The organism is Sphingobium sp. CCH11-B1 (assembly GCF_001556865.1).
GTDB lineage: Bacteria > Pseudomonadota > Alphaproteobacteria > Sphingomonadales > Sphingomonadaceae > Sphingobium.
Window position 1 is genome coordinate 1 of the sequence record NZ_LSJY01000010.1, and the last position, 12,401, is coordinate 12,401.

General features: G+C 62.9%; 10 protein-coding genes and 1 pseudogene. 5 read left to right on the plus strand and 6 right to left on the minus strand.

Annotated features, from left to right (window positions below; translation table 11 throughout):
- The 3 genes from AX724_RS01885 to cysD all read right to left on the minus strand — a co-directional run.
- Window positions 1-605: 3'(2'),5'-bisphosphate nucleotidase CysQ (locus AX724_RS01885; protein WP_066763039.1), on the minus strand; the 605-nt coding region annotated here is incomplete at its 3' end.
- A 23-nt stretch (window positions 606-628) separates the two neighbouring features.
- The gene (gene cysN / locus AX724_RS01890) at window positions 629-2,542 is read right to left on the minus strand and encodes a sulfate adenylyltransferase subunit CysN (RefSeq protein ID WP_066763020.1); all 1,914 of its coding nucleotides are present in this window, start codon (window positions 2,540-2,542) and stop codon (window positions 629-631) included.
- A 143-nt stretch (window positions 2,543-2,685) separates the two neighbouring features.
- Window positions 2,686-3,612, minus strand: coding sequence for a sulfate adenylyltransferase subunit CysD (gene cysD / locus AX724_RS01895; RefSeq protein ID WP_066763022.1), 927 nt, complete (start codon window positions 3,610-3,612; stop codon window positions 2,686-2,688).
- 179 nt (window positions 3,613-3,791) lie between these two features.
- Here cysD and AX724_RS22535 point away from each other — a divergent pair.
- The 5 genes and pseudogenes from AX724_RS22535 to AX724_RS01920 all read left to right on the plus strand — a co-directional run.
- Window positions 3,792-4,053 (plus strand): annotated as a pseudogene (locus AX724_RS22535) (IS481 family transposase); the annotation flags it as partial.
- Window positions 4,054-4,168: 115 nt separating this feature from the next.
- The gene (locus AX724_RS24300) at window positions 4,169-5,062 is read left to right on the plus strand and encodes an AraC family transcriptional regulator (RefSeq protein ID WP_231736437.1); all 894 of its coding nucleotides are present in this window, start codon (window positions 4,169-4,171) and stop codon (window positions 5,060-5,062) included.
- Between the two features lie 136 nt (window positions 5,063-5,198).
- Window positions 5,199-6,344 carry a sulfotransferase family protein gene (locus AX724_RS01910; protein ID WP_231736438.1) on the plus strand — a complete coding sequence of 382 codons (1,146 nt, stop codon included), beginning with the start codon at window positions 5,199-5,201 and terminating at the stop codon, window positions 6,342-6,344.
- Window positions 6,331-7,506: a hypothetical protein gene (locus AX724_RS01915; protein WP_231736439.1), complete on the plus strand. Its 1,176-nt coding sequence runs from the start codon at window positions 6,331-6,333 to the stop codon at window positions 7,504-7,506. Before AX724_RS01910 ends, AX724_RS01915 begins: the two co-directional genes overlap by 14 nt.
- 110 nt (window positions 7,507-7,616) lie before the next feature.
- On the plus strand, window positions 7,617-8,366 hold the full coding sequence (locus tag AX724_RS01920; RefSeq protein WP_066763031.1) for an SDR family NAD(P)-dependent oxidoreductase: 750 nt from the start codon (window positions 7,617-7,619) through the stop codon (window positions 8,364-8,366).
- A gap of 9 nt (window positions 8,367-8,375) precedes the next feature.
- Here the strand turns inward: AX724_RS01920 and AX724_RS01925 are convergent, their stop codons facing one another.
- From AX724_RS01925 to AX724_RS01935, 3 genes are all read right to left on the minus strand, one after another.
- Window positions 8,376-9,866, minus strand: a complete 1,491-nt coding sequence (locus AX724_RS01925) for an aldehyde dehydrogenase family protein (protein WP_066763033.1) — start codon at window positions 9,864-9,866, stop codon at window positions 8,376-8,378.
- On the minus strand, window positions 9,863-11,485 hold the full coding sequence (locus AX724_RS01930; RefSeq protein WP_066763035.1) for a GMC family oxidoreductase: 1,623 nt from the start codon (window positions 11,483-11,485) through the stop codon (window positions 9,863-9,865). Before AX724_RS01930 ends, AX724_RS01925 begins: the two co-directional genes overlap by 4 nt.
- Before the next feature lie 94 nt (window positions 11,486-11,579).
- Window positions 11,580-12,401, minus strand: an 822-nt coding sequence (locus AX724_RS01935; protein WP_066763036.1) for an SMP-30/gluconolactonase/LRE family protein, incomplete at its 5' end; no start/stop codon positions are given.

The following is a 12,401-nucleotide window of genomic DNA, read 5'->3' on the forward strand; positions in this document are numbered from 1 at the left end:
TGCGCGGCGGCGACCGCCACTGGCGCCATGCTGTCCCATTCATACTGGCCGCCGGAATGGAGGTAGATGTCCGCCTGGCCAAGGACGACCGCCATCGCCTTCGCCCCCGCCGAACCCATCGGCACCAGTTCCGCGCAGAGCTGATCGGCGACCTTCACCGCCTCCATCGCCGGACGGGTGCGGGAAATGACCATGCGGAGCGTCTCGGGCGGCGGAGGAACCTCCGCGATCACGTCCGACCGAACGACGATGCCGCCGTCGAGGTCAGGCAAGGCGACCGCGCCCACCACCGGCACGCCGTCGATGGCCAGCCCGACATGCACCGCCCAGTCGGCGCGCGCTTCCCCATATTCGCGGGTGCCGTCCACCGGGTCGATGATCCAGACGCGGGACATGCCAAGGCGCGTGCCGTCGCACTTCATTTCTTCGGACAGCAGGCCGTCCTGCGGCCGCGCCTCGCGAATGGCGGCGACGAGGAACTGGTTGGCGGTCTGGTCCCCCGCCTTGCCCAGCGCCTTGGAGCTGAACACGCCGGAGCTGCGCACCTCCTTCAGGATGCGTCCCGCCACCTCCGCCAGATGCGCGGCGAGCGCGGCATCGCTCATCGCCGCCGTGTCGATATGCCCGGTCATGGGATCAGCCTCGCGACGATCGCATCCGCCGCCTCTTCCGCCGTCATGGCCGTGGTATCGATGCGGATTTCGGGATCGACCGGCGGCTCATAGGGGCTGTCGATGCCGGTGAAATTCTTGAGCTGCCCGGCCCGCGCCTTCTTGTAGAGCCCCTTGACGTCGCGCGCCTCCGCATCGGCCAGCGGCGTGTCGATATGCACCTCGATGAACTCGCCTGGCTGCATCATCTGCCGCACCATGTCGCGTTCCGACCGGAAGGGCGAGATGAAGGCGGTGATGACGATCAGGCCGGCATCGGTCATCAGCTTCGCCACCTCCCCCACACGGCGGATATTTTCCACCCGGTCAGCGTCGGTGAAGCCCAGATCCTTGTTCAGGCCATGGCGCACATTGTCGCCGTCCAGCAGGAATGTGTGGCGGTTCATCCGCGCCAGCCGCTTTTCCACCAGATTGGCGATGGTCGATTTGCCCGCGCCCGAAAGCCCGGTGAACCACAGCACGGCGGGCTTCTGGTTCTTGAGCGCGGCGTGGTGATCGCGCGACACGTCGGTCGCCTGCCAATGGACATTCTGCGCCCGCCGCAGCGAGAAGTGCAGCATTCCCGCCGCCACGGTTGCGTTGCTGATCTTGTCGATCAGGATGAAGCCGCCCAGCGTCCGGTTTTCGGCGTAAGGCTCGAACACGATCGGCTTGTCGGTGGTGATGGTGGCGACGCCGATGGCGTTCAGCTCCAGCGTCTTGGCCGCCAGCTGGTCCATCGTGTTGACATTGACCTGATATTTGGGCTGCTGCACCGTCGCGGTCACGGTCTGCGTGCCGATCTTGAGCCAATAGGAACGGCCCGGCAGCATCTCCTCATCCGCCATCCACACGATGGTCGTCTCGAACTGGTCGGCGGCCTGCGGCGGATTGTCGGCTAGGGCGATCACATCGCCGCGCGAACAGTCGATCTCGTCGGCAAAGCAGAGCGTAACCGACTGGCCGGCCACGGCGTCGTCCAGGTCGCCGTCCAGCGTCACGATGCGCGTCACCGTGCTTGTCTTGCCCGACGGCAGGACGCGTATGGCGTCGCCCACCTTCACAGAACCGGTCGCGATCAGGCCTGAAAAGCCCCGGAAATCCAGGTTCGGGCGATTGACCCATTGCACCGGCATGCGAAACGGCTTTTCCGCGTCCACCGCGCTGTTGACCTCGACGGTCTCCAGATGGTCGATCAGCGTCGGCCCTTTATACCAGGGCGTGTTGCCGCTGGGCAGCGTGATATTGTCGCCCTTGAAGCCGGAGATCGGGATGGCGGTGAAGCGGGTGATCCCCAGCTCCGTCGCAAAGGCGCGATAGGTCATGACGATCCGGTTGAAGACGCTCTGGTCATATCCCACCAGGTCCATCTTGTTGACCGCCAGCACGATGTTGCGGATGCCGAGCAGGTGGGCGAGATAGCTGTGCCGCCGCGTCTGGGTCAGGATGCCCTTGCGCGCATCGACCAGGATGACGGCGAGGTCGGCGGTGGACGCGCCCGTCACCATGTTGCGGGTATATTGTTCGTGGCCCGGCGTGTCGGCGACGATGAACTTGCGCTTTTCGGTCGCGAAGAAGCGATAGGCGACATCGATGGTGATGCCCTGCTCCCGCTCGGCGGCGAGACCGTCGACCAGCAGCGCGAAGTCGATTTCCTGCCCCTGCGTGCCGACCCGCTTGCTATCCGCCTCCAGCGCCGCGAGCTGATCCTCGAAGATCATCTTGCTGTCGTAAAGCAGCCGCCCGATCAGCGTCGACTTGCCGTCGTCCACCGACCCGCAGGTGATGAAACGCAGCATCGTCTTATGCTCATGCGCCTTGAGATAGGCGTCGATGTCCTCCGCGATCAAAGCGTCGGTCTGGTAAATGGGGTCGGCGAGTGTGTCGGTCATATCGCTACCTCGTCATCCCAGCAAAGGCCGGGGTCGTTTTGATCTGGTCGAAGGGTACGGCCTGCGAGACAGTCTGTCGGGAGGCCCGAGACCCCGGCCTGCGCCGGAGGTGACACTTCGGAACGTTCCCATTCCGTGACGCGTCAAAAATAGCCTTCCTGCTTCTTCTTCTCCATGCCTGCGCCGCCCGCATCCTTGTCGATCACCCGGCCCTGCCGTTCGCTGGTGGTGGTCAGCAGGGTCTCCTGAATCACGTCCGGCAGTGTACGGGCCGTGCTTTCCACCGCGCCGGTCAGCGGGAAGCAGCCCAGGGTGCGGAAACGGATCGACCGGTTGACGATCTCTGGCCGCCGCCCCAGCACCTTCTCCAGCCGCTCGACATCGTCGGCCATGAAAAGCTGGCCTTCCCACTCATAGGTCGGGCGTTCTTCGGCGAAATAGAGCGGCACGATCGGCACGTCGTTCAAATGGATATATTGCCAGATGTCCAGCTCGGTCCAGTTGCTGATCGGAAAGACGCGAATGCTCTCGCCCTTGTTCTTGCGGGCATTGTAGAGGTTCCACAGTTCGGGCCGCTGGTTCTTGGGATCCCAGCCATGGCTCGCCGTGCGGAAGGAGAAGATACGCTCCTTCGCCCGGCTCTTTTCCTCATCGCGCCGCGCCCCACCGAACGCCGCGTCGAAGCCATAGAGGTCGAGCGCCTGCTTCAGCCCCTCGGTCTTCCACATATCGGTATGCAGCGGACCATGATCGAACGGGTTGATGCCCCGCGCCTCCGCCTCCGGGTTGCGGTAGACCAGCAATTCCATGCCGCTTTCCCGCGCCATCCGGTCGCGCAGGTCGTACATCGCCTTGAACTTCCAGCTGGTGTCGACATGCAGCAGCGGAAAGGGCGGCGGCGAGGGGTAGAAGGCCTTGCGCGCCAGATGCAGCATCACGGCGCTGTCCTTCCCCACGGAATAGAGCATCACCGGCTTTTCCGCCTCGGCCACGACCTCGCGCAGGATGTGGATGCTCTCGGCCTCCAGCCGCTCCAGGTGGGTAAGCCTCGTCCGTGGCTCTTTTTTCATGAAATTCCTGCCGGCAGCAAATGGACACTATCTCCTCACTAGCAATGTAAAACGCCTATTTCGAACTATCGATCAGCATTCAAACTGCCAAAAGAATAGGGATTCCGTCATGGACAGCCTGAGTGTTTGATCCCACGGTCGGGTGGCGCGATCCATTTGCTGGAATGGAGGGAAGCATTATGGGACAAGTACTTCACGGGAGCGCCACGACCACGCACGCCGTCCGAGCAGTAATACAGCGATCGCAAGCTTCGCTCGCGACGCTGAGCCGTAGCTTAGGGTCAACGTCAAGACCGTGGCGAAATGGCGCAAGCGCAAGACAGTCGGGGATTTGAAGACTGGGCCAAAGGCCCCTCAACCATCCTGACCCAAGCTGAGGAGGCAATGTTTATCGCATTCCGTCGGCATACGCTGCTGCCGCTCGACGACTGCCTCTATGCGAGCCACCCATGTGAACAGGGCCTGCAAGGTTACTCTATTTTTAGAAATTACCCCATTTCCACGAAGATTGAAAAATAGTGCGCAGAATTTTATAATATTCAGGGAGTAGTCTGAAATGTTATTGAATCATAATTACAATACAAGCTGTTACAGAGACGAAAATATTGATTTCGTATTTCCATCTGAGTTTGAGACGTGTCTGGATGCATCAGGTTCGTCATTTGGCGCGCGCTTCGAAGTGCGCCGATTTTTCTGGCGAGAACGGACGGAAATCGCTTTCACGCCGCCGTGTAGCTATTTCGAGTTAACCCGCTTCTCGTCCGAAGGCCGATATCTCGAATCTGCCTGCGACTTCGCCAAGCAAGGCGAAGCCCGCTTTTATCCGAAGGCGCGGCCATTTCAGATGCATTGGCAGGAACGGGAGCAAAGATCGCTCTTTTGTCGGATTGATATTCCCGCGATTACCGGATTGACGGTGGAATTGTCTGCTCATCAACTTTGCGATACCGTCGACATTCGCAACTGCCACATTATGTCGCTGTTGCGACGGGCGCACCAAGAATTAGTGGCACCGGGGCTGTGTTCGCAACTCGTTCTCGATTCGATCAGTGTAGGGCTCGCACTCGAAATCGTGCAGCAGTTCGGTTCAAAATTGCGACCTACGGTGCAGCTCCGCCAGCCGTTCGACCAGCGCGATCTAGCCAGCCTTGTCGTCAAGATCAGACAGCAGCATGCCAAGGTGGAGATCAGGGCTTTGGCGGCGGAACGCGGGATCAGCGTCCGCCACTATGAACGTCTGTTTCGCGCCGCTACGGGCGAAAGCCCTGCGGCATTTTGTCGCCGCCATATGCTCGACTTTGCGAAGGACTTGCTGACGGACCGATCGCTTCTGGTCAAGGAGATTGCCTATCGCTGCGGCTTTGCGAACGCGGCAAGCTTCGGTGTGGCCTTCCGCCAGATGGAGGGCTGCTCGCCGCAGCAGTTCCGTGACCGGCTTTTGATCCACTGACAGCCCATTTGAATAGCCGCAATTTCCGACATCTGTTTTCGTCAGGCGACATCACAGCCGCCGGCGCTTCCCGCCGGCGTTCGGACCCGCCATCTCGTGCAGAACGGTTACCAGACTGGATTGAGAGAGGATGGCCATGACATTTCAATTTCCCGACGCGGACGCGCTGTTGGCGCAGTATCCGCTACCCGATTATTTGCGCGACAATGTGCGGCCGGGGCTGGAGCAACTGCTTGCCTCGATGGCGGAAGACCGAGCACTTAACGCCAATGGCCATGCGCGTGCGCTGCATATCATCGCCGATGACTTGTCCCGGCTGAAGGTAATCGCCGACGACCGAGCGCGCTATCCTGACATTGCCGATGTCGAAATCAGGCAGCCGCTTTTCATCCTGGGCCTTCCGCGATGCGGCACCAGTTTCCTGCACGCCCTGATGGAAGGCGACCCGCAGATCCGCACGCCGCTGATGTGGGAAGTGGCCGAACCATCGCCCCCTCCCGAAGCGGCAACCGCCGACACGGACCCGCGCATCTCCCGGTTCGACGAACATTTGCGCGCGCAATTGGGCGGTGATGCCGACGAATTGCTCAAAGCCCATCCGCTGGGCGCCAAAATCCCGCAGGAATGCGGATCGTTCATGACGACTTCCTTTCAGAGCAGCAATCCGTGCATGTTCCAGCATCTCCCGCGCTTCTACGACTGGTTCAAGGGCATCGACGCGACCTTTCGCTACGAGGTCCACAAGATGTGGCTTCAGCATCTGGGTTGGCGGCATCCCGGCAGGCATTGGGTGCTCAAGATTCAGGAGCATATGTATAAGCTCCCCGCGCTGCGTAGCGTCTATCCCGATGCGATCTTCATTCAGCCCCATCGCGACCCGACCACCGTCATCGCCTCGATCTCCCAACTGATCAGCGTCATTCGTGGGCCGTCCTACGACCAACTCGATCTGCATGCGCTGGGCGCCGAGTTCCTGCAACTCTGGTGGGATGGGGTGAAGTTCTGCATGGATTACCGCAGGGCGCATCCGGACCTGCCGATTTACGACATGCGATACAAGGACCTCGTCGCCGACCCGGTCTCGACCATCCGGGCCGCCTATGACCATTTTGGCTGGGATTTCACGCCGGAGTCGGAAAAGGGCATTCTGGGCTGGCTGCGGGAGAATCCGGCGGGCAAGCATGGGCCGCGCAGCTATAGTCTGGCCGACTACGGTCTGACCGCCGAACAGGTGAGCGACAGGTTCGCCGAATATATCGAGACCTACCATGCCTATCTCTGAAACGTCCCAGTGGCGCGCCTGGCTGGAGCGGATGGTGGGGGCGGAAGGCATGCTGGATAAGCTGGCCGATCCCGATGATCCACAGGCCCGGGCCGAGGGGCACCGCCTGTTGTTCGCTATCCTCGCCACCGGCTATCAGACGGCCTTCGCCGACCCCGATCATCCCGATTTCGTACCCTCGGTCAGCAGCATCCTCAACACGGTCGGGGTCAATCCCGATTTCATCTATGGCGCGGCGCGGATCGACGGCAGCGGCGTCTACAGGCTGTCGGGCGCGCGGGGGGACGGGGTTTTCGTGTTCCTAGATCTGGTCGCGGGCGGCCTGGGACCGATGGAGGATCTCGGGCCTTCGGTGGGCATGATCGATCTGGATGCCTGCACGTTGGGACCGGACGGGGCGTTCGACATCATGTTGGGCGGGGAGCGGCCGGATCATGCGGGCGACTGGTTTCCGCTAGACCCGCGCGCGGTCACGATCGGCTTGCGCCATGCCTATTATGACTGGGGCGTGGGGCGCGATCTACGCATCGCGATCGAACGGGTCGACCGGCGCGTGGGCGGCGGTCCGGTGCCCGCAGCCGAGATCGTCCATCGGCTCGATCGCCTGTCAGCGTTCGTCGAACGCTATGCCGCATTCGCCCTGGGTTATGGCCAGCGGCAGCGGGCGCAGGGCTTCGTCAACAGGCTGGAATATGATGACTGGGCCGGTCGCGGCGGCGTGGCCGGGCAGCATTATTATCAGGGCATCTTCCGGCTGGAGCCGGGGGAGGCGATGATCATCGACACGGCGGTGCCCGATCAGGTGCGTTACTGGAACGTGCAGCTCAACGATCCGCTGTGGAACACGATCGACTGGATGAACCATCAGAGCAGCCTTAACGCGGCGCAGGCGCGTTTGGACGGCGATGGCCGCTTCCGGGCCGTCATCGCACTGGACGATCCGGGCGTGCCCAACTGGCTTGATCCGGCCGGACGCAACGAAGGATCGCTGATGCTGCGCTGGACCGGCGCGAGTTCCGGGCCGGAGCCGACGCTCAGGATCGTGCCGGCTGCGGAGCTCCGTTCGCATCTTCCCGCCGACACGCCCCATGTCACGCCGGAGCAGCGGGATGAGATGATCCGTAACCGTCGGCGCGGCGCGCAATGGCGACGGCGCTGGTGAGGGGATCAACCCCATCCGGGGAAAGGTTGGCCACGCCGTAATCACCCTTATGGCAGCTTCAGCGTGGCATTGTGACCCCGCCGACGGCCGTTTTGGAACAGGATATGCGGATGGACTTTGCAGGCAAGGTCGTACTGGTCACCGGCGCCGGGTCGGGCCTGGGCCGCGCGGCGAGCCTCGCCTTCGCGCGGGAAGGCGCGGCACTGTGCCTTGTCGGGCGCAGCCGAGCCAAGCTGGAAGAGACCGGGCGGTTGATCCGCGACGCGGGTGGCCGGTGTGTGGAGCTGGCTTGCGATCTTGGTGAGCCGCGTGGCTGTAGGGAGGCTATCGAAGGGGCGATGACGGCATTCGGCCGGCTGGACGTGCTGTGCAATATCGCCGCCGATGTCATGTTTCACCGGCTGGCGGACATCAAGGAGGAGGAATGGAACCGGACCATTGCCTCCAACCTGTCCGGCCCCTTCTTTCTCATGCAGGCGGCCATGCCGCACCTGATCGAGAGCAGCGGGAATATCATCTGCGTGGCCTCCACCGCCGGTTTCATGGGGCAGGCCTATCTGGCGCCGTATACCGCCTCCAAATTCGGACTGGTCGGTTTGACGTTGTCGCTCGCGATGGAGATGATGGACAGTCCCGTGCGGATCAACATCCTCTCGCCTGGCCCGATGCGGACGGAAATGACACAGGGCATGTCCTTCCCCGGTTTCGCCGATCCCCGTCTCCTCGCGCGCTACACCGGCATGCGGCCGCCCTGTCCGCCCGAGGATGTGGCCGAGCCGCTTCTGTTCCTGGCTTCCGATCGGGCGCGTCATGTGCATGGCGCCTGCTGGGCGGTCGACGGCGGCATTACCGCCGGTTAGGCAGCGGCTCTATCCGCCGATAGGATAGAAGACCGACTTCTGATTTTGATATTCGTGCAGCCAGTCGGGACCATATTCCCGGCCCACGCCCGAGCGTTTGTAGCCGCCGATGGGCGCATAGGTCATGCGCCCGGTGCCGCCATTGAGCATGATGCTGCCCGCACGGATCTGCATCGCCATCTCATAGCCTTTGGCAGCGTCTGCGGTTTCGATGCCACCATTCAGGCCATAGCGGCTGTCGTTGGCGATGCGGATCGCCTCTTCGTCGGTATCGAAGCCGATGACGCAGCCGACCGGACCGAACACCTCTTCCTGGGCGATCGTCATCTTGTTGTCGACATCGTCGAAGATCGTGATGTCGGTGAAGAAGCCTTTGTCGAGACCGGCCGGACGCCCGCCGCCATGCACGATCCGCGCGCCTTCGTCGCGGCCGATGGCGATCAGTCTTTCGACCTTTTCCCGCTGGGATTCGCGGATCAGCGGCCCCATCGCCACGGTGGGATCGGCGGGATTGCCGATTTTGAACTGGCTGGCGATGGCGCAGGCGGTTTCGACGAACGCTTTCCTGATGCTGTTATGGACGACGAGGCGCGTGAGCAGGGCGCAGCCCTGGCCCGCATTGACCGACAGCACGGCAACCGCCATGCCCGCGGCGCGGGCGACGTCGGCATCCTGGCGGACGATCAGCGCGGACTTTCCACCGAGTTCCAGATGCACGCGCTTCAACGTGGGGGCGGCCTGCGCCATGATAGCGGCGCCTACGCCTTCGGATCCGGTGAAGGTGACGAGGTCGACGCGCGGATCGCAGGTCAGGGTCGTGCCAACCTCCGGTCCGCCGGTAACGATGTTCAGCACGCCTTTGGGCAGGCCGATCTCTTCGGCGATCTCCCCGAACAGCAGCGCGGAAAAGGGTGTGAAGGGCGACGGCTTCAGCACCATCGTATTGCCGGCCAGCAGCGCGGGAACGATCTTCGCCAGATTGATGAGAAAGGGGAAATTATAGCCGGTGATGGCCGCGACGACGCCCACCGGTTCGCGCACCACGGTCGTCCCGCCTATTTTCTTTGGCCCGTCGGGATTGAAGGGATCGGGGGTGATGTCGATAGGCAGGCGAACGCTGTCGTCGCGCGTCGAATGTTCGACCGCGGCCAGCAGATGGTCGAGCGGATTGGCGACCTGCATGCCTTGGGTGATGCCCTGTGAACAGCCGACTTCCGCGACGATCAGTGCCGCGATCTGCTGCCTGCGCGCATCCAGTGCGGCATGCATCCGGCGCAGACAGGTCGCGCGTTCGGACATGACCATGCGTGGCCAGATGCCTGTGTCGAACGCATCGCGCGCGGCTGCGATCGCAGCGTCCACGGCGGCGGCGTTACCCACCGGCGCGTGACCGATCACCGCTTCGGTGGCGGGATTGATGATGGCGTCGCGTTCGCTCCCGCCATCGACCCAGGCGCCATCGATATAAAGCTTGTCGAACGTCGTGAACGGCACGGTCATTGCATGGTTTCCTGTCTGGGCCGCAGGATCATGTCCGCGGCGTTGAGCGCGATGGCCATGGCCGGCGCATTGGTGTTGCCCGATACGATCGTCGGCATGATGGAGGTATCGACGACGCGCAGGCCGGTGACGCCGCGCACGCGAAGCTGGGGGTCGACGACGGAGGTTTCATCCGCGCCCATGCGGCATGTCCCGCAAATGTGAAAGGATGTGCCGCCAAGGGCCATCGCGTTGGCAAGAATGTCCTCGTCCGCCTCTATGTCGACGGTCTTGCCTGTTTCCTCGACGATCCAGTCCTTGAGCGCGGGCTGTTGCGCCAGGCGACGGAGCCAGCGAAACAGTGCAACGAAATGGCTCCTGTCGGCATCGGTCGCCAGATGATTGGCGTCGATGACCGGCGGGACGTCCGGATCGGCCGAACTTATCCTGACATGGCCCTGGCTGTCGGGCCGCATATAATAAGCAATGACGGTCATGCCGGGATAGGGGTCGAGCGCCACCGCGCCCCTGTCGTCCGTGTGGAAGGAGTAGAGGCCCATGCCGACCTGCGCGTCGGGCCGGTCGAGCGTGGCATCGGTCTTGACGAAGCCGCCCACTTCATGCGCTGCATGGGTCAGCGGCCCTGTCGACCCGAAGGCATAGCGCAAAGCTGACAGGATAAGGCCGACACCGGACAGTTTCTGGTTCAGGCTGTTCCCCCGGACCCTGTAGTTGAAACCCAAATAGCGATGTTCGCGAAGGTTGGCGCCGACACCCGGCGCATCAACGACGATCGGGATGCCAAGCGATTCGAGCGAGGCGCGGGGACCGATGCCCGACAATTGCAGCAGCTTGGGGCTCTGCACCGCGCCTGCGGAAAGAATGATCTCCCGCCGGGCGGCGACCTCCTGCACGCCATCCTTGTTGCGCAGCAGGATACCGCCCGCTCGCTGTCCGTCGAACAGGATACGCAGGGCGTCAGTCTGCGGCAAAACATCCAGATTCGGGCGGCCGCGCACGGGCTTCAGAAAGGCGCGGGAGGCGGAGAAGCGCTTGCCGCGATAGGTGGATGTCGGCTGATAGCCCATGCCGCCCTGGGTCACGGCCGGCATGTCGTTCATGTCGTCCACCCGTTGCGTGCCGGCCTGCTCGGCGGCTGTCAGGAAGGCTTCGCACAGCGGGTCGCCGGAAGGGTGGACGCTGACCTTGAGGGGGCCGCCGGCACCGCGCCAAGCCTTGGCGCCCAGCGCATGGTCCTCCAGAGAGACGAAATATCGGCCTATATTCTGCCAGCCCCAGCCTGTGCAGCCTGCCGCTTCCCAGCCATCATAATCGGCCGGAGCGCCCCGCACATAGACCATGCCGTTGACCGAACTGGACCCGCCAACCGCGCGGCCCTTCAGCCATATTTCCTGGGGTGCGTTGCCGCCGGGCGATACGGCGTAATCCCACACGTGGGGATTGCCCGGCGCCAGCAGTTTGCCGATACCGCGCGGCATGGCGATCAACGGACTGCTGTCGTCCGGTCCCGCCTCCACCAGCAGTACCTTGACGGTCGGGTCTGCCGACAGTCGATTGGCCAGCACGCAGCCGGAAGACCCCGCCCCGACGATGATATAGTCATAACAATCAGCTGACATGGTCGCTCTTTTCCGGGGCATGGCGCGAGAGAACAACAATGGCTGCCTTGCTTGACCTGTCGGCGGGCAGGGCGGCGCTGTTGACGATGAGAGCTCAGCCGAATGCGAGGGGCAGGCCGGGGACGTCCCAGTCGATACATATGACCTTGCCGGAACCGCCCAGCGTGACGAAGGCCACCCGCCCGTCCTTGCCGCCAAAGCAGATATTGGTCGTGAGGAAATCGCCCGTTTCGATCTGCTGAGGCGTTCCGCCCTCGGGTGGAAAGATCAATATGGCGCCTTGGCCGGGCGAGGCGCAACAGATGCGTCCGGCGCTATCGACAGCCAGGCTGTCGAGAAATTGACCAGGCCCGGCCCGACCGACGATGCTGTGCCCGTCCGGGGTCAGCGACGCCGTCGTGTCGATTATACCAGGCGCTGACAATCGATAGCGCAGCAGATGCGCTTCATAGGTGAGGGCGACGTAGAGGGTGCGTCCATCTGGCGATAGGCCGACGCCATTCGCCCCATCCAATGGTCCGGCGACCAGTCGGATGTCCGACCCGTCGGCCTTGGCATAATAAAGGCCACCCCGCATTCGCGCCGCGCCGCGATCCCTGCCGAAATCGGTGAACCAAAATCCCCCCGTTTCGTCAAAGACGAGGTCGTTCGGTCCCCAGAAGGGAGTAGCTTCGGTGGATGCGTATAAGGTTTCGAAAGTGCCGGTGACGGGATCTACGACTTGAATAGTGCCGGGTGGCGTATCAAGAGGCGCCTCGATCGGCAGGAGGTCGCCGTTCGGCAGGATCATCTTTTCGAAACCGCCATTGTTGCAGACATAAATCCGCCCGTCGGGACCGATCGCCGCGCCATTGGGACCGCCGCCCAGATCGGCGAGGGTGGTGCGCGCACCGTCCGGGCCAAGGCGGGACAGGCG